Consider the following 19,059-nt stretch of genomic DNA (forward strand, 5'->3'; position numbering starts at 1 on the left):
CCGCCCATGGACGCCCTGATCACCGCCGCCGCCCGCTGCCTCGCCGCCGGCGACGCGCTGGGCGCGCTGCAGCGCGTGGCCTTGCGCGACGATCCATCGGCGCTTGCACTGCGCGGCATCGCGATGGCACAGCTCGGCGAACATCCACGCGCCCGCGAGCTCTTGCGGCGGGCCGCCGGGGCCTTCGGACCGAAGGAGGCCGTGGCCCGCGCGCGCTGCGTCGTGGCCGAGGCCGAGGTCGCCCTCGCGATGCGTGATCTCGGCGAGCCGACACGGCCGCTGTTGCAGGCCGCGTCGACGCTGGAGGCCCACGACGACCGTTTGAACGCCTTGCAGGCGCGGCTCATCGCCGCGCGTCGCCTGATCCTGCTCGGGCGCCTCGACGAGGCGGCGCAGGCGCTGCCCCCGGCGGAGGTCGTCGGCCTGCCGCCCCTGCTCGACGCGATGGCCGGACTGGCCTCGGCGGAACTGGCGATGCGGGCGCTGCGAAGCGGCGACGCGTCGATGGCCGTCGAGCGCGCATCCGCCGCCGCACAGCGCGCCGGCGTGGCGGCGTTGGTGACGGAGGCGAGCGATCTGCGCGCATCGCTCGATCACCCCGCCGCGCGTCGCGTCGATGGCGGGCAGATGCGGTCCTTGCGTCTCGCGGAAGTGGAGGCCTTGCTCGCGTCGCCGATCCTGGTCGTGGATGCCTGCCGGCACGCGATCCGTGGCGCGGGGCTGACCATCGACCTCGCGCGCCGGCCCGTGCTGTTCGCGCTCGCCCGCGTGCTCGCCGAGTCCTGGCCGGGCGACGCGGACCGGGCGACGCTCATCCTCCGCGCCTTCCGGACCCGGCACCCCGACGAGACCCATCGCGCGCGATTGCGCGTCGAGCTGGGCCGCCTCCGCGCGTTGATCGACCCCGTCGCACGTATCGAGGCGACGCACAAGGGCTTCGCGTTGAGGGTGACCGACGAGCGCGCGGTGACGCTGCTCGTGCCGCCGATGGCGGGCGAGACCGCCTCGCTGCAGGCCCTGCTGGCCGACGGCGCGGCCTGGTCGACCTCGGCGCTGGCGTTGGCACTCGGCGCCAGCCAGCGGACGGTGCAGCGCGCGCTCGCGGCGCTCGAGACCGAGGGGCGGGTCCGCGCGATCGGTCAGGCGCGCGCCAAGCGCTGGCTCGCGCCGCCGATGACGGGAATCGCGACGATCTTGTTACTCCCTGCCCTGCCGCCCGCTGGATAGATTGAGGTCCATGCGGCGACGGTTTCGCCGTACAGGAGATGACGATGACTGCTTCCAATCCCGCCGCCTGCGATCCCCATGCCGAGGCACGGATGGCCTCCAATGCGGCACTGCCCGCGGCCCGCGCGGCCGAGGTCGTCCGCGAGTTCGGCCCCTACCCCGGCGCACCGGCCGTCCACGGCGTGAGCCACGACGGCGATCGCGTCTGGGCGGCCACCGCGCTCGGCCTGCTGGCGATCGATCCCGCCAGCGGCGAGGTCCAGCGCACGCTGCCCTGCGTCGCGGATGCCGGCACGGCCTTCGACGGCCGCCACCTTTACCAGATCGGCGACTCGCAGATCCGGAAGATCGACCCGCAGAGCGGACGCGTCGTCGGCACGATCCCGGCGCCGTCGGGTCAGGGCAGCGATTCCGGACTCACCTGGGCCGAAGGCAGCCTGTGGGTCGGCCAGTACCGCGACCGCAAGATCGTCCAGATCGATCCGGAGACCGGCGCGGTGCGACGCACGATCGAGTCCAACCGCTTCGTCACCGGCGTCACCTGGGTGGATGGGCAACTCTGGCACGGCACCTGGGAAGGTGATGAAAGCGAGTTGCGCCGCGTGGATCCGGCGGACGGCGCTGTGATCCAGCGCCTGGCCATGCCGGCGAATGTCGGCGTCAGCGGCCTGGAGTCGGATGGCGCGGATTTGTTCTACTGCGGCGGCGGCGCCAGCGGCAAGCTGCGCGCGGTGCGTCGCCCGCAAGGTACCTGATCGGTCTTGCGAGGTTCCGATTTGGGATGCCGCGCTAGGCGCAAACCGGAGCCATAGCAGCGCTATGGCGAGGATTTGCAACGACGCGCGGCGCCCAAATCGGAAGCTCGCCTCAACGCGCTGCCTTGCCGAGATCCATCACCCAGTACTTGCTGTAGGTGTTGGACGCCGAGGCGGCGGGCCGGCAGGCCACGCCGACGTCGACGAAGTTGGCCGACATCAGGTTGGCGCAATGGCCGGGGCTGTTGCGCCAGGAGCTCATGACCGACTCGACGGTCGTCTGTCCGGCGGCGATGTTCTCGCCGGCGGCGGCCCAGGTGTAGCCCGCGTTGGTGATGCGAGTCGAGAAACTGCGGCCGTCCTGGCTGTCGTGGCTGAAGTAGTTCTTCGCCGCCATGTCCTGCGCGTGCCCGTCGGCCGCCGCGGTCAGCTTGTCGTTCCAGACCACCGCCGGCACGGCGGGGAAGTTGCCGGAGCTCCCGCAGCTCGCGCCCGACGCGCGCAGCGCATTGATGCGATCCAGCAACTCCTGCTTGAAATTGGGCAGGTCGCAGGTACCGGCAACGAGGGGCGGATTGGTCGGGTTCGGCGTGCCCGGGTCGGCCGCCGGGGCATCGCTGCCTCCGCCGCCGCACGCACCCAGACCCAACGCCAGCAGGGCGGCAGCGATCATCGAAGTGGGGAACTGCCGGTGGGCCGGCTTGTTGGCATGGACGTCCATCCCTCCATCTTAGGAAACGATTGGAAAGATTTCTGGAACCAAACGTAGCGGAGGGCCAGCAGGCGGGGTCGCCCCCTCGGGCGGTGTCGCCAATTTGCCTACAACGTAGCCAGATTGCCTGCACCCGAGATCGTTCAGGGGCCGCCGACCCTCCCGGGTGGCGGCCCCGCATCCGCTCAGATCAGGTCGTAGCGGTCCAGGTTCATGACCCGGGTCCAGGCCTTGACGAAGTCGTTGACGAACACCTTCTCGCCGTCCTTGGACGCGTACACCTCGGACAGGGCCCGCAGCTGCGAGTTGGATCCGAACACCAGGTCCGCCGTCGTGGCGGTCCACTTCGTGGCACCCGATGTGCGGTCGCGGCCCTCGAGCACGCCGTCGTCGCTCGTCGACTTCTGCCACTTCGTCCGCATGTCCAGCAGGTTGACGAAGAAGTCGTTGCTCAGCGTCTGCGGACGCGCCGTGAGGACGCCGTGCTTCGTGTGGCCTACGTTGGTGTCGAGCACCCGCAGGCCGCCGACCAGCGCGGTCAGCTCCGGCGCGCTCAGCGACAGCAGCTGGGCCTTGTCGATCAGCAGCTCCGCCGTGTGCTTGACCAGGTCCTTGCGCACGTAGTTCCGGAAACCGTCGGCCGCAGGCTCCAGGTAGCCCATCGATTCGACATCGGTCTGGTCCTGCGACGCGTCGGTGCGTCCCGCGGTGAACGGCACGACGACCTGATGTCCGCCCTGCTTCGCCGCGGCCTCGATGCCCGCCGAGCCGCCCAGCACGATCAGGTCGGCCAGCGAGATCTGCTTGCCGCCCGCGGCCGAGCCGTTGAACGCCTTGCGCACCGTCTCCAGCTTGCTCAGCACCTTCTCGAGCTCGCTGGGCTGGTTCACCGGCCATTCCTTCTGCGGCGCGAGGCGGATCCGCGCGCCGTTGGCGCCGCCGCGCTTGTCGCCGCTGCGGAAGGTCGAGGCCGAGGCCCAGGCCGTCGACACGAGCTGCGAGACGCTCAGGCCGCTGGCAAGCAGCTTGGCCTTCAGCGCGGTCACGTCCTGGTCGTCGACCAGCGGATGATCGACCTTCGGTACCGGGTCTTGCCAGATCAACTCTTCCTGGGGCACCAGCTTGCCGAGGTAGCGCGACTGCGGACCCATGTCGCGGTGCGTCAGCTTGTACCAGGCGCGCGCGAACGCGTCGGCCAGTTCCGCCGGGTTGTCCTTGTAGCGGCGCGAGATCTTCTCGTAGGCCGGGTCGACGCGCAGCGCGAGGTCGGCCGTCGTCATCATCGGCGCGTGCTTGCGGCTCTTGTCGTGCGCGTCGGGCACCGTGCCCGCGCCCGCGCCGCCCTTGGGCGTCCACTGGTGGGCGCCGGCGGGGCTCTTGGTCAGTTCCCACTCGTAGCCGAACAGCGTCTCGAAGAAGCTGTTGTCCCACTTCGTCGGCGTCGGCGTCCAGGCGCCCTCGATGCCGCTGGTGATCGTGTAGACGCCCATGCCTTCGCCGAACTTGTTCTTCCAGCCGAGACCCTGGTCCTCGATGTCCCCGCCCTCGGGCATCGCGCCGACGTGATGGGCCTCGCCCGCGCCGTGTGCCTTGCCGAAGGTGTGTCCGCCGGCGACCAGCGCGACCGTCTCCTCGTCGTTCATCGCCATGCGCTTGAAGGTCTCGCGGATGTCGCGTGCCGACTTGGCGGGATCGGGGTTGCCGTTCGGCCCTTCCGGATTCACGTAGATCAGGCCCATCTGCACGGCGGCCAGAGGGTTCGCCAGGTCGCGATCACCGGCGTAGCGCTCGTCGCCGAGCCAGGTGGTCTCCGGGCCCCAGAAGACGTCGGTCTCGGGTTCCCACACGTCGGTGCGGCCGCCCGCGAACCCGAAGGTCTTGAAACCCATCGACTCCAGCGCGACGTTGCCGGCCAGGATCATCAGGTCGGCCCAGGAGAGCTTGCGGCCGTACTTCTGCTTGATCGGCCAGAGCAGTCGGCGGGCCTTGTCGAGGTTGCCGTTGTCGGGCCAGCTGTTGAGCGGCGCGAAACGTTGCGCGCCGGTGCCGGCGCCGCCGCGGCCGTCCTGCACGCGGTAGGTGCCGGCCGAGTGCCAGGCCATGCGGATGAAGAACGGGCCGTAGTGGCCGTAGTCGGCGGGCCACCAGTCCTGGGAGTCCGTCATCAGCGCGTTCAGGTCCTTGACGACGGCATCGAGGTCCAGGGTCTGGAACTCGTGCGCGTACTTGAAATCCTCGCCCATCGGGTTCGTCTTGGACGAGTGGAGGGAGAGGATGGAGAGGTTGAGCTGTTCGGGCCACCAATCCCGGTTGCCCTTGGTGCCGGCCACCGCGTGGTGGTGGGTTCCGCCCGAGAACGGGCACTTCGCTTCCGATTCGCCTGACATGTCTTCCTCCTGAGTTGAGCCTGGGGGTTCAGTCCACTGGTCCGCCTTGCAGCGTGCGAGCGCGGACGAGTCTAGGACCGGGCCAGTCGCGACAGCAACAGTCGGGGTTTATCGGGGCGATAGTTTTTTCGACCGGAGAGAGCCGTTCGGATCAGACCACCATCTCCATGACCTCCTCTGGGAATCTCGCCGGGTCATCGTCGGCACGCTCACGGCGACGCGCAGTGGAGCGAAGTCCATCAACGTGCGTGGTCCGGTTGCAGCGCACGAAAACGCTTCACGAAGAATGCACCGTCGATGAGGATGGCCGTTGACATCGGGATCTCCCAACTTCTGGAGAAATGTCGCCCCAGGGGCACAGCCCATCCACGATCTACTAGGACGGGGGGCAGCCTGGGGCGAAGGAACGAAGTCTATCGATGGGCGATCAATGGTCGGATGCTTTTCATGTGAACCGAGGCCCATTCGACACAGTCCTCAGGGAGGTTGATCTGGGTCATTGACCGGTGCCACAATCCGCGCCTTTCCCCCATTGGAGCCCTTCGTGGACAGTGCCCCCAGTCTCATCGCGACGCGAGCCGGAACGGCCGCCGCACGACTGACGCGCTGACCGGCTCCGGTCGCGCGCAGCACCGCGCCGGCCTTCTTCTCCTGTCGCATCGATCGCCTTTCCGAGCCCGCCGTCGCCCCTGCGCGACGGCTCACCCGAACCGATCCCCGTGAACCGCGCCGTCATCACGCCTCAACGGACGTGCCCGACAGTGCGCGCAGGAGTCCTTTCATGCGCTTTTTCCTGCCGGCCCTGCTGACCGGTCTGCTGCTGCCGGTCCATGCCATCGCCGCCGGCGGCCATCACGCCGTCGACGACGCGGCCATCGTCGACCCCGGTCAATGCAACCTCGAACTCTGGGCCGAACGCTCGACCCTCGACCGACGCCAGCTCCAGCACGCAGGCGTCGGCTGCCACCTGTTCGGCGTCGAGGCCGGCATCAACGTCGACCGCAACACCGCGCAGGCAGTCCCCTCGCTCCACATGCGGGGCATGCAGCTCAAATGGGCCACCGCCTTGCAACCGGAACTGGCGGTCGGCCTGGTCGCCGCGCTGGGGTGGCAAGACCAGACCCCGCGATCGCAGCAGTCGCTGCTGTTGCCGGTCACCTGGACCCCGCGCGAGGACCTGGCCTTCCATCTGAACCTGGGTCGTTCCTGGCTGAAGGGGGCCGACGATCGCCCCCAGCGCGGCATCGCCGCCGAGTGGCAGATGACGCCGGACTGGCAGGGACTGGCCGAGTATTTCCACGACGGCCAACGACCGCTGAAACGACTCGGTCTGCGCCGCATGCTGGGCACCTCGCTCACGCTGGACCTGAGCTTCGCGCGGGCGACCGCCACCGCCCACGCGCCGAAGGAAGGCTGGTGGACGATCGGCGCGAACTGGACCTTCGGCCAGTGAGCGGGGCGCAGCGCCCGTGCACGGCATTCGCGCCCCGCATGAGTAAAGTCGCTGCCCGAGTAAGGCCATTGGGCAGACTCTGCCCGTCATCAATCCGGAGGACAAGAATGTGCCTCCCCTCTGCCGTCCCTCCCCGGCAGCAGGATTGACGACGAGAATCGCCCGGCCTGTCCGATCGCCCATCCGGGGGCGACGACACTTTCAACCTTGGAGCCCACCATGTCTCTGCGCATCAACGACATCGCCCCGAACTTCAACGCCAAGACCACGCAGGGGGAGATCGACTTCCACAACTGGATCGGCGACAGCTGGGCCATCCTGTTCTCGCACCCGAAGGACTTCACCCCGGTGTGCACGACCGAGCTGGGCTACATGGCCAAGATCGAGCCCGAGTTCACCAAGCGCAACGCCAAGCTGATCGGCCTGTCGATCGACCCGGTCGAGAACCACGCCAAGTGGGCCGCGGACATCGAGGAGACGCAGGGCTCGGCGGTGAACTACCCGATGATCGGCGACACCGACCTGAACGTGGCCAAGCTCTACAACATGCTGCCGGCCGAGGAGCCGGGCACGTCGGACGGCCGCACGGCGGCGACGAATGCGACCGTGCGTTCCGTGTTCATCGTCGGTCCGGACAAGAAGATCAAGCTGACGCTGACCTACCCGATGACCACGGGCCGCAACTTCGACGAGATCCTGCGCGTGCTGGACTCCATCCAGCTGACCGCCAAGCACCGCGTCGCGACGCCGGTGAACTGGAAGCACGGCGACGACGTGATCATCGCGGGCTCGGTCTCCGACGACGAAGCCAAGACGATCTATCCGGAAGGCTGGAAGGCCCCGAAGCCCTACCTGCGCATCGTCAAGCAGCCGAAGTGATCGAGGACGTCATGCGCGCCCGCGTCGCGCGCTGACACCTCTCATCGAAGCACCGCAAGGCCGCGCTCCCTCTGATGGGGGAGCCGGCCTTTCTCCTTCCTGCGTCCGTCGCCGGATGGCTCAAGGCTGCGCCAGAATCCCGCCCTCGACAAAAACCGATCCAGGGAGGATCCATAACCGACAAGAGAGCCGTCCGCCGGCTGATGGACACGATGCTCGCCGAGGGCACGGGCAAGACAGAGGTCTTCCGGCAGCTGTCCGGACAGGGCGTCAAGGATCGCCTGCTCGCCACCTGGCTGGCCAACAAGCCGGACCTGCAGGCCTTTGCCGAGATGCGTCTGCACGTCAACATCCTCACCGGACTGATGGTCCTGCAGGCGCTGATCATCCTCGGGATCACGGCCTCGGTGTCGGTCTTCCTCGGGCTGGCGCTGATGCTCATCCCGCTGCTCTTCGCGTGGGGCTTCCGTCAGCCGAGGGCAGGCGCGTACAACGCCTATGTGTTCCTCTCGATCATCACGCTGGGCCGCAACGCCACCCACATGTTCCCGCTGACGGCCGGCAGCATCGTCGGCTTCGCGATCTCGCTCGGCATGATCGGGTACGTGTTCTGGGTCCAGCGGCGCCTCTTCCCCGACACGAGTTTCGTCGGCCCGAATCGCAAGGGCAGGCAGTTCGTGTTCACGACCTGAGGCGGCGACGCGCCGCCAAGGCGCGTGCCACCCGCCACCGGGCTGTCAGGCCTTCACGTCGAAGTAGCCGGCGTCGTCCAGGTCCTGCGTCAGCGTCGGATGCTTCGGCGTCCAGCCGAGCGCCTCCCGCGTGACGGTGCTCGTCGCCGCGAGGTCCAACCCGGCGAACTTCGTGAACCAGCCGAAGTGCGCCTGCGCCTCGTCCTGCGACAGGCTCACCACCGGCAGGCCCAGTCGCTCGCCGATCGCCGTGGCGATGTCCTTGAAGGCGATCCGCTCCTCCGCGATCGCATGCCAGCGCGCGCCGGCCTTCGGCGATTCGATCGCGCGACGGAACACCACCGCCGCATCGCGCCGGTGCACCGCGCTCCATGCGTTCTGGCCCTCGCCGATGTAGGCCGCACGACCCGTGCGCCGCGCGAGATCGATGAGGATGGGCACGAACCCATGATCGCCCGCGCCGTGCACCGTCGGCGAGAGGCGCACGGTGGCCGCGTTGATGCCGCGCGCGGCGAGCGTCAGCGCGGTCGGTTCGGAGGCGCGCGGATAGCCGTCGGACACGGGAAGGCAGGGATCGCCTTCGTGACCCAGCCGGCCCGACACCATCATCGCCAACCCCGAGGTGACCAGCAACGGCCGCTGCGATCCGGCCAGCGCCTCGCCCAGCGCCTCGATGGCGACGCCGTCGCGCCGGCAGTTCTCGGCGAAGCGGGAGAAGTCGTGGTCGAACGCCGTGTGGATGACGGCATCGCTCGACGCCGCGCCCGAACGCAGGCGGTCCAGATCATCGATCGTGCCGCGATGCACCTCGGCGCCGGCCCGGACCAGCGCGTCCGCGGACGCGTCCGACCGCGCCAGGCCGAGCACCTGGTGGCCGGCCTCGATCAACTCGTCGACCACCGCCGACCCGACGAAGCCCGTGGCTCCAGTGACGAAAACTCGCATGAGAGAAACCCTCGAAAGTGGATGCGATGCATCGTCGACGCAGAATCCATCCCGGTGTAGTAGTGACCTTATCCAGGTATGGCGGCTAACAGGATGAACAACGTCTTCCCCTCCCCTCTCCGCCGCCGGCTTCCGAGCTTCCGGCAGCGGCCGCCCAGGCGCCGAAGGACAACCCGGTCGGCGCCTACCTGCGCGACCGCCGCGAACGGCTCGATCCGGCCGCCTTCGGCCTGCCGATGACGCGCCGGCGTACGCCCGGCCTGCGTCGCGAGGAAGTCGCGCAGCGCGCGCATGTGAGCCCGACCTGGTACACGTGGCTGGAGCAAGGACGTGGCGGTGCGCCGTCGGAGGTCGTGCTCGAACGCATCGCCGGCGCGCTGCTGCTGACGGATGTCGAGCGCGAGCATCTCTTCCTGCTCGCCTTCGGTCGGGCGCCCGAACTCCGCGCGCCAGAGACCGACGGCATCACGCCGCGGCTGCAACGCGTGCTGGACGCGCTCACGCTGAGCCCGGCGATCGTGAAGACGCCGCTGTGGGACGTGGTCGGATGGAATCGCGCGGCCGCCGCCGTCCTCACCGACTACAGCGCGCTGCCGCTCGAGCAGCGCAACATCGTGAAGCTGATCTTCTGCCACCCGCGGGTGCGGGCGGCGCAGGACGATTGGGAGAGCGTCGCGCGTTTCGTGGTGGCCGCGTTCCGCGCGGATTCGGCGCGAGTCGGCGACACGGCCAAGGTCGAGGCGCTGGTGCGCGAGGTCAGCGCGCAGAGCCCGGAGTTCGAGCGGTACTGGCGCGAGCACGACGTGAAGGCCTTCGGCGAAGGCGTGAAGCGGCTGCGGCACCCGACCGTCGGCCTCATCGCCTTCGAGTACTCGGCGTTCTCCGTCGATCAGCGGCCGGACCTGGGCCTGGTGGTCTACCAGCCCGCGACGCACGATGACGAGGACAAGGTGAGCCGGCTGTTGGATCTCCAGGCGTCCGGCTCGGTCTGAGGGTGACTGGGGCGTCGGCGGCCTGCCGACGACGGAATTCCGCCGCCGGCAGGCCGGGACGCCGGGCTAGGGAGGCCCTGGAGACCGGTTCCCTTCACGGAGGCGATCGGGCGGTGTCATCCGCCCTTGATCCGCACCGTGAACGTGAGCTTGTAACTGCCGCCGTCCCCGCCGTAGTTCAGCGGCGAGAGGGCGGTCTCGGTGGTCACCGTCGGCACGACGAAGCTGTGCCAGCCGAGGTACTCGTCGTTGGACAGCGAGCTCTGCACGAAGGTCGAGAGTTTCGGCCCCACGACCGAGCGCAACTGCGCCGCGGTCAGGTTGGCCCAGCCGCTCTGCCCGTACTGGTTCCAGACCGTCTGCATCAGCACCTGCAGGAAGCCGCCGCTGCCCAGGTCCGGATCCCAGTCCTCCTCGAGCAGCCAGGCGAAGACGAAGGCGCCGCCGGCCTCCGCCTCGTCGACGATCTGCCGCGTGTTGACGACCCGGCCCTTCAGGAAGTGGTTGTCCCAGTCGGGATCGCGCACGCGGATCAGCTTGCCGCCCGGCACGTTGCGATGGGCCATGAACACCAGCACGTAAGGCGAGTCGCCGCCGTCGCCCTCGCTCGTGTCGTCCAGGCACTTGATCTGCGTCACCATCAGCTGACGTGTGGGCATGGCACCCCTCCTGCGAATCCGCATCGCGGCCACCGCCCGAGGTCGAGCCGTGAAGAAGCCGTGAGCCAGACTAGGCAGTCCCCGGGAAGGGGCACATCCCTAGGTCGGAGCCCTCCCCTAGGTCGACACCACCCCCTAGAATCGGTCGGCCCAGGGGGAGAAGCACTTGAGGAAGATCGCATCCGCGACGCTGGCACGCGTCCATCCGCGCGAGCGCCGCTGCACGGTGGAACTGGTCGAGCTGGACCTGCCCGCGGGCCGCGACGGCGGCACGCGTTACGTCGTCACCGTCCGCCAGGACAGCGGCGAGTCGTCGCTGACCGCCACGCCCTGCGCGCTCGCCGAGGCCGAGCGTCGCGCGCTGGACTTCATCCGCCGCCGCCTGGCCGCCGGCGAGACGCTGATCCGCCGCGACGGTTTCGACGCACTGGCTGGTGGCAGCGCGACCGGACCCGCCGCGGGTGGCCCGACCGGCCTGGTGGCAACGCCTGACCCTCAACGCCTGAGCTCGTCGGCGCCGCCCGCCGGCCCCGTGCCTCCCGACATCGCCGCGCTGGTCGCGCGCTTCGCCCCGGCGCGCTGGAAACTCGAATCCGTCGACCGGCAGGCCCGCTCCGCGTGGCGCGTCGCCGAATGCAGCGACCGCACGGCGGCGGACCCCGCCGCGCAACGCGCGCTGCGCGGCCTGGTGCCACGCCTGGTCGAGCTGCTCGAGAGCGGCAGCGACCTGCTGGACCTGTGCCTGGCCGCCGCCATCGGCCGCCTTGGCGATCCCGGCGCGGCCGAAGCCATGCGGATCCTGGCGGAGCGCGGCCGCAGCCCCGCGACGAAACGATTCGCCCACCAGGCGCGGCTGATGCTGCTGTCGCCGGAGGACCTCGCCGCGCACGCCGAATTGCTGGCCAGCCAGTGGTCGGCGGAACTCGCGCTGGAACTCGACGGCCCCGAGCTGGTCGTCGCCCTGCTGGAGCCGCTCGACGCCCGCCGTCTCGACTGGCCCGAGCTGATGCAGGACTGGTACGACATCGCGCTCGCCCGCCCCGCGGTGCGCGAGCGGGTGCTGGCGCTGCTGCGCGCGCTGCCGGTGCAGGCCGAAGCCTTCCAGGCGATGCGCTACGTCTACAAGGCCGCCGAACTGCGCCGCGACGCGGAGGTCGTCGGTGTGCTGCATGCGCGGTTCGAGAACACGCGTCCCGCGCAGGGCGGTCTGACGACGCGCCAGTATCGCGACCCGTCGAATGGCGAGATCATCGTCCGCAGCGGCGGCGGCAAGCGCAAGCCCGCGCGCGCGTACGGCCGCCTGACGCGCGAGTACCTCCGGCTGCGCGGCCTGCGCAGCGTGCGCCGGCTCGCCGCGATCGGACATCCGCAGGCGTCCGAACTCGCGGTCGAGCTGCTGCTGGGCCTGCGCGACGATGAAGTCCCCGCCGCCGCCATCGAGCATCGCTCCGAATACGTCGATCGCCGATGGGTGACGATCGCGCGTCACTACCCCGCCGGTGCGAACTGGCTGCTGGTCACGCGGCTGCTGCTGGCGCGGGCGCCGAACCGGGGCGACCGTGACAAGCCGCGCGACGTCGTCCATGGCGCCGGCCAGAGCGATCGAGGACGCACCAAGCGGGTCTGGACCCGCGAGCCCATCGACGTCACGCGCGCGCTGCCCGAGCGCGCCGAAGGCCTGCGCGAGATGTGGGACGCCCATCCCGAAGCGCTGCTGCGCCTGGCGATGGAGAGCCGCAGCGCGCTGGTCCACGCCGTGGTCGCCCGCGCGCTGCAGGACCACGCCGACTTCATGGGGCGACAGCCCCTGGCCGTGCTCGAACGGTTGCTGCGCAGCCCGTACGCGCCGACGGCCGAAACCGGCTTCCGCGTCGCCCGCGCCCACGTCGAGCGCGGCTCGCCGGCCGAGCAGATCCAGTGGCTCAAGCTGATGGCTTCGAGCGCCCATCCCGCCGCGCGCGACTTCGCGCTGCTGCACATCGCCGGCGATCCGGGCGCCTTCGCCGGTTTCCCGGACCTGATCGTGGCGCTGCTGCTCAGCGGCCAGGAGCGCGCGCGCAAGCAGGGCCACGGCCTGGCGCTGCTGGCGACGCCGCAGGCGCTGCTCGACGAACTGCCGCCCGCGCTGCTGGCCGCCGACGCGGCCGATCCCGGGCTGGCCGAAGGCGCCGCGCTGATCGGGCAACTGCTGACCGGCCCGCTCGCCGCGCCGGCCGGCGAGGCCGTGCTGCGACAGCTCGGCGCGCTGCTGCCGCTGCTGGACCATCCGGCGGTGCCGGTCGTGCAGCTCGGCGTCACCTGGCTGCTGCTGCATCCGGCCGGCGTCACGCTGCTGCCGCCGCCGCTGATGAAGCAGCTGATCGGCGCCGACGACCCCGACCGCCGCGCCTGCGGCGTGCGTCTGCTCGCCGCGCTGCCCGACGAGGTGCTGCGCGGCCAGGTCGAATTGATCGGCGATCTCGCCACCCATGCGCACGCCGGCATCCGCAGCGCGGTGGGACCCGCGCTGCTGCGCGTCGCGCGAGGCGATGCTGAATTCACTCGCCTGATCGCCGACCGCCTGCACCGCGCCCTGTTCCAGACGGAGTCAGGCGATGGCGCCCACACCGATGCGCTGCGCTGGTTGACGCAAGACCTGGCCCCCGCCGCGCCCGCGCGCGATCCGTCCGGGGCCTGGCGCGCGCTGCAGGCGCGCAGCGCGGGCGCACAGCGTTACGGCGCCTGGGCGCTGATGTCGCTGACGCCGGCGGAATTCTCGCTGCGGCAGCTCGCCACGCTGGCGCGCCACCCCGACACGACGGTGCGCCTCTGGTCGATGCGCGCACTCGATCTCACGTTGCCGCCGGTGCCGACGCCCGAGCAGGCCGAGCAACTGCTCCCCTCGCCGAGGCCGACTTCGACGACGCCGTCGACTACACCCGCACGCTCTTCGGCGAGCGGCTGCCGGACGAATCGCTCGCGATCGAGTTGCTCATCGCCTGGGTCGACCATCCGAAGGCCTGGGTGCAGGCGCTGGGCCGCGCCCGCCTCGTGCGCCGGATGAGCGCGGCCGACGCCTCGCTCTGCCTCACGCGACTGAGCCAGCACCCGGGCACGCAGGTGCAGCTCTTCGTCACGCAATGGCTGCTGGAACTGCCGACCGAGGACAAGCCGCAGCTCGCGCAGCGGCTGCGTGCGCTCACGCCCTACTTCCTGACGGTGTTGAGCCAGGTCCATCGCGGTCGCGCCGCCAAGTCGCGCATCACTGCCTTCCTGCGCGCGCAGACGGACGACGCCGGCACGGCCGCGGTCGTCGCCGAGATCTTCGCCCGCCAGGTCGTCACCGCCAGCCTGACCGACAAGCCGCAGTACATCGCCGGCCTGCGCGACATCGCCGCGAAGCACCCCGGCATCGCCCTGCCCTTCCTGAACTGGAAACCGCCGTCGGGACCGCCAGGGTCCTTGCCCGCCGCACCGACCATGCCGACGTTTCCGGATCCCTCGGGGTCCTCGGGCCCCTCGACTTCTCCGGCCTCCGCCGCCTGACGACGATGCAGTTCCGCTACAAGTACTACGGCAGCACCACCGTCGACGACACCGCGACGTCGCAGGCCTTCAGCTTCGCGCCGGACACGCTGCGTCCGCCGGTCGCCTTCGACGGGATGCTGCGGCGCGATTCGCATGCGCACCTGGCCTTCCGCGAGGCGCTGTCCGCGCTGCACTCGGTCGTCGTCAGCGACCTGCGCTACCGTGGCCGCGACAAGTCCGCCTACCGCGCCTGGCTGGCCGAGAACGAGCAGTCCATGCTCGCGCGCTTCATGGCGCAGGCGGTCGACCTGAAGCAGCGGTCGGACGGGATCAACACCGAACTGCGCTCGCTGCGCCAGCGCAAGATCAAGCTGCTGGAGCCCTTCTACAAGGCGCAGTCGGCCTACTTCAGCTGGCTGTTCTGGAACAACCGCGACGCCTGGTTCGTCCTCGACCCGGTAATCACGGTGCATCCGGAACGGGTGCTGTTCGAAGCCTTCAGCCAGGACGAATCGACCTACTGCGCCGTCAGCGTGCGTCACGACGTCTTCGACCGCACCGGCGACATGGCCTGCGGCACGACCAACATCGACTACTCGGCCAGCCTCTACGACGAGTTCCAGAAGATCCGCGACTACAAGGCCACGCGACTCCAGGTCGATCCGGCCGGCTTCACCGTCGCCACCGGCGACGACCCGGCCTTCCGCGAGGAGAAGATCGACCTGCCCGACAGCTGGGTGCGCGGCTTCCTGCAGGTGTCCAGCGCGATGACGCTGCCGGCGACCGTCGTCGAGCTGCATCCGATGGACCTGCACAACCTCTGCGCCGTGCTGCGGCAGCGCAAGGAACGCGCCGGTCCGCGCTCGTTGCGCTTCGAGCTGGCGCCCGACGGGCCGGCACGGATGGTGCTGGAGCCGTGGAACATCGAACTCACCGCGCGCCGCAGCGCGATCGTCGGCGCGCCGCTGACCGAGACCAAGACCATCCGCGTCTGGGGCCGCCGCCGGCTGCTGACGCTGGAGCGGCTGATCGCGCTCGCGTCGCGCGTGCGCGTCCACCTGCTGGGCAGCGGCATGCCGAGCTTCTGGGTCGTGGACATCGGCGACATCACGGTCACGCTGGGCCTCTCCGGCTGGACCGCCAACGACTGGTCCGATGCCGGCCGCTTCGACCTGCTGCAGCCGCGGCACGAGGTCAGCGACGCGACGAAGCTGTCCGTCGCCGGCGCGCTCCAGAGCGACTGGATCGCCTCGTCCGCCGAGTTGGCCACGCGCACCGGCCTGCCGAAGGCGGACGTCGACGCGGCGCTCAGCCTCTGGGTGCAGGCCGGCCGCGCGGTCTTCGACCTGCCCACGAACCGCTACGCCTGGCGCGAGCTCGCTCGCGAGCCGCTGCCGATGGAGACGCTGCGTTTCGCCAGCCCCGAGGAGGCGGACGCGCTCGCGCTGATCCACGAGCGACGCGCCAAGCTGGGGGACATCGTGGCGCACGGCGCGCGCATCGTGGTCGACGGTGAGGTCAAGCTCAAGGACCAGGTGCTGACGCCGCGGTTGATCCTCAATGCGGACCAGCAGCTTGTCGACGGCAGCTGCCAGTGCAATTTCTTCCGCCAGAACCGGCTGCGCCGCGGTCCCTGCGCCCACATGCTGGCGCTGCGCCAGCTGGCGCAGCCGCGGCTGGCCGCGTTGCCGCCGCCGATCGCGTCGCCTTCGGCAGCCGCCTCGGCGACGGCTGCGGCCGCAACACCTGGCACCAACACGGAGGCCGCATGACGACCGCCGCGGTTAAACTGTTCTCGAGTGCAGCGCGCAGGCTCTTGCAACCCGGGCGGTGTTTCGCCGTCCTTGCCACCTGCCGTTCCATGCGTCACGGGCGCCGTCTTCACTGTGCCGCGCAGCCTACCCGTCGCAGATTCCGATTGGGCTTCCCTGAAGCGAATCGTGCGACGGGTAGGCGCGCGGCGTCGAGTGGACAGCGCCCGTCCCTCAAGCCTTCCAGGCTCTTCGACGAGAAGCGCGCTGCACTCCTTCTCTTCCCGGGCACCCCTGCCGGAGCCCCGCCGCGGGCTGGATCCGAGCCCCGCCTTCTTCTTCCCTCTGCCCCGCTGACGCGATCCGCCTCGGCGCTTCTCTCCGGAGGCGCCGCATGAGCGACCGTGTACTGACCCGCGCCGAGATCATCGAGCGCATCCGCGCGTCCTCCAAGGACGCCGTCGTGCTCGAAGAGATGCAGCGCCTGGGCTTCTGGCCCGCCGGCGACGGCAAGCCCAGCATCGAATCCGCATTGATCGAGCGCGAGATCGAACTCACGCGCGCGCTCGACGAGGTGCAGGCCACCCTGCGCACCCACAGCGATCCCGAAGCCGCGATGAAGGCCATGCGCGAGCAGCGCATGGCGGAGTCGCGCGCACGCCGCGAGGCGACCGCGCAAGCCCGCGAGCAGCGCCGCCATGAGCGTGCGCTGCGCTGGCACGCCGCACGCAAGACGGACGCCGGCTATCTGGGGGCCGGCGTTTCCGGTGGTCTGCAGGCGCCATCGGCGGGTGCGCCCGCCGTCTCCCCTGCGACCGGCGGCGCCCACGGGTCCGCACGTCCGCTGCTCGACGGCCTGCCCGCACTCGCGACGCCGCTGGACCTCGCCGGCGCGATGGGCCTGACGCTGCCCGAGCTGAAGTTCCTCTGCTTCCACCGCGAGGTCGCCCGCACCACCCACTACCGCCGCTTCCTGCTGCCGAAGAAGACCGGCGGCCAGCGCACCATCTCCGCGCCGATGCCGCGACTCAAACGCGCGCAGTACTGGGTGCTGGACCAGCTGCTGGCGAAGGTGCCCTGCCACGCGGCGGCGCACGGCTTCCTGCCGGGACGCGGGATCGTCTCCAACGCCGCGCCGCACACCGGCCGCGATGTGGTGATCAACCTCGACATCCAGGACTTCTTCCCGACCATCACCTTCCCGCGCATCAAGGGCGTGTTCCGCGGCCTGGGCTACGACGAGCGCGTCGCGACCATGCTCGCGCTGCTCTGCAGCGAGAACCCCTGCGACGAGCTGGAAGTCGACGGCGAGCGCTTCTTCGTCGGCGGCAAGGGCCGCGATCGCGTGCTGCCGCAGGGCGCGCCGACCAGCCCGATGCTGACCAACGTGCTGTGCCGCAAGATGGACCGGCGGCTGCAGGGGCTGGCGGACAAGCTGGGCTTCACCTACACGCGGTATGCGGACGACCTGACCTTCTCCGCCTCCGGCGAGGGCGCGGCCAAGGTCGGCACGCTGCTGCGCCAGGCGCGCCATGTGCTGCTGGACGAAGGCTTCACGCCGCATCCCGACAAGCAGCGCGTGATGCGCGCGGGCTCGCGCCAGGAGGTCACGGGCGTCGTCGTCAACGAGAAACCATCGGTGTCCCGCGAGGAACGCCGCAAGCTGCGCGCCGCGCTGCACAAGGCGACGCGCGACGGCCTCGAGGCGGCGACGTGGCACGGCCATCCGGCGACGCGCGAGGTGCTGGTCGGCTACGGACGTTTCGTCGCGATGGTGGACCGGCAGCAAGGCGCACCGCTGCTGAAGCAGGCGCTGGCCTTGCCGGGGGCTCGGCGAAGAAGCGCTCGGCCTTTGGTGCGCTGTTCCGCAAGAAGGCGGGAGAGGGCGAGGCACCGACGCTCGCGCGCGGCGGCTGGTGGCAGCCGGCGGACCGGCCCGAACCGGTGCTGCAGCAGACCGCCGGCCAGATCAAGGCGGCGCGCCAGGAGCGCATCAACGCGGCCCGCACCGAACGGCGCGAGGGCGCGGCGCCCAAGCCGGACCAGTACCAGCAGCGCCGCCAGGAACAGTCGAATCGCTCGGCGGAGAACGCCGCACGGCGCTCGGCAGCCACGTCGGCGCGGCCGTCGACGCCCGCCACCGCCCCGCTCAACTGGGGGCTCTATGCGCGGCAGTTCGGCGTCATGGCGCTGGCCGCGCTCATGATCGCGTCATGGCTGGTGTTCTTCGGCGGCCTGGCCCACCTGGCGCTGCGCATCAAGACGCGCAGCACCGGCTGGGGGAGTTCTGGATCGGCCTGATCCTGCTGATCGCCGTGGCGGTGAAGTTCTTCCTCACAGCACCGCGTAGCGGCCGGGCTTGTGGTTGACGGCGATGAAGAGATTCATCACGACGGCCGCGAGCACGGAGTACGCGACCCGTTCCACGTCCACGACGGTGAGGGCGAGCAGCACGATCGCGCAATCCATGGCCATCTGCACCTTGCCGGCGCGCCAGCCCTTGGCCTTCTGCAGGTAGAGCGAGACGATGGTCGCGCCGCCGAGGCTGGCGCGATGCCGCGCCAGGAACAGGCAGCCCGAGCCCAGCAGCGCCCCGCCGAGGACCGCGGCGTAGGCCGGGTGGATGCGGTCGATGGCGAAGAGCTGGGGCGAGAACTCGGTCAGCACCGACAGCAGCGCGATCGAGACGAAGGTCTTGATCGTGAACTCGCGACCCATGCGCGTCCAGGCGAACCAGTAGAACGGCAGGTTGATGACGAAGAACAGCTTGCCCAGGCTGATGCCGGTCGCGTAGTGCAGGACGAAGGCCGCGCCGGCCGTGCCGCCGGTCAGCAGCCCGACCTGGGCGAACAGGATCAGCGCCAGTGACACGAACAGCGTCCCGGTGAAGATCGCCTGCGCGTCCTCGAAGGCCGTGTGGGAGCGGATCGCCAGGTCGGCGAGCGGCTCGGCAACCATCGGGGAAGCGGGCGGTGTGGGGTCGTCAGGTGTGGCGCTCATCCCGGGCACGAAGCAGAAAGCGTGCCCAGGAGTGTCGCAGTACGAGAGCTCGGCGTCACCGCGAATCCCGATGCAAGGCCTGATCGACAGTCGCTGCGGC

The 19,059-nt window shown here is 70.1% G+C and carries 15 protein-coding genes; 10 read left to right on the forward strand and 5 right to left on the reverse strand.

Annotated features, from left to right (window positions below):
* The first annotated feature begins 6 nt into the window (after positions 1 to 6).
* Positions 7 to 1,227, forward strand: coding sequence for a helix-turn-helix domain-containing protein (locus ACQ86G_RS03420; RefSeq protein WP_431259330.1), 1,221 nt, complete (start codon positions 7 to 9; stop codon positions 1,225 to 1,227).
* 92 nt (positions 1,228 to 1,319) lie between these two features.
* Positions 1,320 to 1,982 (forward strand): glutaminyl-peptide cyclotransferase, encoded by a 663-nt coding sequence (locus tag ACQ86G_RS03425; protein ID WP_431261322.1) that lies wholly within the window; start codon positions 1,320 to 1,322, stop codon positions 1,980 to 1,982.
* A 112-nt stretch (positions 1,983 to 2,094) separates the two neighbouring features.
* Here ACQ86G_RS03425 and ACQ86G_RS03430 read toward each other — a convergent pair whose 3' ends face one another.
* Both ACQ86G_RS03430 and katG read right to left on the reverse strand, forming a co-directional pair.
* Entirely contained in the window at positions 2,095 to 2,703 is a 609-nt protein-coding gene (locus ACQ86G_RS03430) for a CAP domain-containing protein (protein WP_431259331.1), read from the reverse strand.
* A 176-nt stretch (positions 2,704 to 2,879) separates the two neighbouring features.
* Positions 2,880 to 5,081, reverse strand: a complete 2,202-nt coding sequence (katG, locus tag ACQ86G_RS03435; protein ID WP_431259332.1) for a catalase/peroxidase HPI — start codon at positions 5,079 to 5,081, stop codon at positions 2,880 to 2,882.
* 781 nt (positions 5,082 to 5,862) lie between these two features.
* On the opposite strand from katG, the gene ACQ86G_RS03440 reads away from it, so the two are divergent.
* From ACQ86G_RS03440 to ACQ86G_RS03450, 3 genes are all read left to right on the forward strand, one after another.
* Positions 5,863 to 6,534, forward strand: coding sequence for a hypothetical protein (locus tag ACQ86G_RS03440; RefSeq protein ID WP_431259333.1), 672 nt, complete (start codon positions 5,863 to 5,865; stop codon positions 6,532 to 6,534).
* 219 nt (positions 6,535 to 6,753) lie between these two features.
* Positions 6,754 to 7,413: a peroxiredoxin gene (locus tag ACQ86G_RS03445; protein ID WP_431259334.1), complete on the forward strand. Its 660-nt coding sequence runs from the start codon at positions 6,754 to 6,756 to the stop codon at positions 7,411 to 7,413.
* Between the two features lie 203 nt (positions 7,414 to 7,616).
* Positions 7,617 to 8,105 carry a hypothetical protein gene (locus tag ACQ86G_RS03450; protein WP_431259335.1) on the forward strand — a complete coding sequence of 163 codons (489 nt, stop codon included), beginning with the start codon at positions 7,617 to 7,619 and terminating at the stop codon, positions 8,103 to 8,105.
* Positions 8,106 to 8,150: 45 nt separating this feature from the next.
* On the opposite strand, the gene ACQ86G_RS03455 is transcribed toward ACQ86G_RS03450, so the two are convergent.
* Positions 8,151 to 9,050, reverse strand: coding sequence for an SDR family oxidoreductase (locus ACQ86G_RS03455; RefSeq protein ID WP_431259336.1), 900 nt, complete (start codon positions 9,048 to 9,050; stop codon positions 8,151 to 8,153).
* Between the two features lie 188 nt (positions 9,051 to 9,238).
* Here ACQ86G_RS03455 and ACQ86G_RS03460 point away from each other — a divergent pair, with 188 nt between their 5' ends.
* Entirely contained in the window at positions 9,239 to 10,042 is an 804-nt protein-coding gene (locus ACQ86G_RS03460; protein WP_431261323.1) for a helix-turn-helix transcriptional regulator, read from the forward strand.
* 116 nt (positions 10,043 to 10,158) lie between these two features.
* Here ACQ86G_RS03460 and ACQ86G_RS03465 read toward each other — a convergent pair whose 3' ends face one another.
* On the reverse strand, positions 10,159 to 10,701 hold the full coding sequence (locus tag ACQ86G_RS03465; protein WP_431259337.1) for a hypothetical protein: 543 nt from the start codon (positions 10,699 to 10,701) through the stop codon (positions 10,159 to 10,161).
* Positions 10,702 to 10,867: 166 nt separating this feature from the next.
* Here ACQ86G_RS03465 and ACQ86G_RS03470 point away from each other — a divergent pair, with 166 nt between their 5' ends.
* From ACQ86G_RS03470 to ACQ86G_RS03485, 4 genes are all read left to right on the forward strand, one after another.
* Positions 10,868 to 13,744, forward strand: a complete 2,877-nt coding sequence (locus ACQ86G_RS03470) for a hypothetical protein (protein WP_431259338.1) — start codon at positions 10,868 to 10,870, stop codon at positions 13,742 to 13,744.
* Positions 13,669 to 14,226, forward strand: coding sequence for a hypothetical protein (locus ACQ86G_RS03475; protein WP_431259339.1), 558 nt, complete (start codon positions 13,669 to 13,671; stop codon positions 14,224 to 14,226). The genes ACQ86G_RS03470 and ACQ86G_RS03475 overlap by 76 nt, the downstream gene beginning before the upstream one ends.
* A 5-nt stretch (positions 14,227 to 14,231) precedes the next feature.
* Complete coding sequence (locus ACQ86G_RS03480; protein WP_431259340.1) at positions 14,232 to 15,980, forward strand: SWIM zinc finger family protein; 1,749 nt, start codon at positions 14,232 to 14,234, stop codon at positions 15,978 to 15,980.
* Positions 15,981 to 16,353: 373 nt separating this feature from the next.
* A complete protein-coding gene (locus ACQ86G_RS03485; RefSeq protein ID WP_431259341.1) occupies positions 16,354 to 18,165 on the forward strand; it encodes a reverse transcriptase family protein in 1,812 nt (603 codons plus the stop codon).
* 128 nt (positions 18,166 to 18,293) lie between these two features.
* Here the strand turns inward: ACQ86G_RS03485 and ACQ86G_RS03490 are convergent, their stop codons facing one another.
* The gene (locus ACQ86G_RS03490) at positions 18,294 to 18,917 is read right to left on the reverse strand and encodes a YitT family protein (protein WP_431261324.1); all 624 of its coding nucleotides are present in this window, start codon (positions 18,915 to 18,917) and stop codon (positions 18,294 to 18,296) included.
* Positions 18,918 to 19,059 lie beyond the last annotated feature (142 nt).

Source organism: Roseateles chitinivorans (genome assembly GCF_050632145.1).
Classification (GTDB): domain Bacteria; phylum Pseudomonadota; class Gammaproteobacteria; order Burkholderiales; family Burkholderiaceae_C; genus Roseateles; species Roseateles chitinivorans_B.

Bases quoted from the DNA above. Each gene is read 5' to 3' on its own strand.
- ACQ86G_RS03430 (WP_431259331.1), bottom strand. From the start codon at position 2,703: ATGGACGTCCATGCCAACAAGCCGGCCCACCGGCAGTTCCCCACTTCG.
- ACQ86G_RS03445 (WP_431259334.1), top strand. From the start codon at position 6,754: ATGTCTCTGCGCATCAACGACATCGCCCCGAACTTCAACGCCAAGACC.
- ACQ86G_RS03440 (WP_431259333.1), top strand. From the start codon at position 5,863: ATGCGCTTTTTCCTGCCGGCCCTGCTGACCGGTCTGCTGCTGCCGGTC.
- ACQ86G_RS03465 (WP_431259337.1), bottom strand. From the start codon at position 10,701: ATGCCCACACGTCAGCTGATGGTGACGCAGATCAAGTGCCTGGACGAC.
- ACQ86G_RS03480 (WP_431259340.1), top strand. From the start codon at position 14,232: ATGCAGTTCCGCTACAAGTACTACGGCAGCACCACCGTCGACGACACC.
- ACQ86G_RS03490 (WP_431261324.1), bottom strand. From the start codon at position 18,917: ATGGTTGCCGAGCCGCTCGCCGACCTGGCGATCCGCTCCCACACGGCC.
- ACQ86G_RS03455 (WP_431259336.1), bottom strand. From the start codon at position 9,050: ATGCGAGTTTTCGTCACTGGAGCCACGGGCTTCGTCGGGTCGGCGGTG.
- katG (WP_431259332.1), bottom strand. From the start codon at position 5,081: ATGTCAGGCGAATCGGAAGCGAAGTGCCCGTTCTCGGGCGGAACCCAC.
- ACQ86G_RS03420 (WP_431259330.1), top strand. From the start codon at position 7: ATGGACGCCCTGATCACCGCCGCCGCCCGCTGCCTCGCCGCCGGCGAC.
- ACQ86G_RS03425 (WP_431261322.1), top strand. From the start codon at position 1,320: ATGGCCTCCAATGCGGCACTGCCCGCGGCCCGCGCGGCCGAGGTCGTC.
- ACQ86G_RS03485 (WP_431259341.1), top strand. From the start codon at position 16,354: ATGAGCGACCGTGTACTGACCCGCGCCGAGATCATCGAGCGCATCCGC.
- ACQ86G_RS03450 (WP_431259335.1), top strand. From the start codon at position 7,617: ATGGACACGATGCTCGCCGAGGGCACGGGCAAGACAGAGGTCTTCCGG.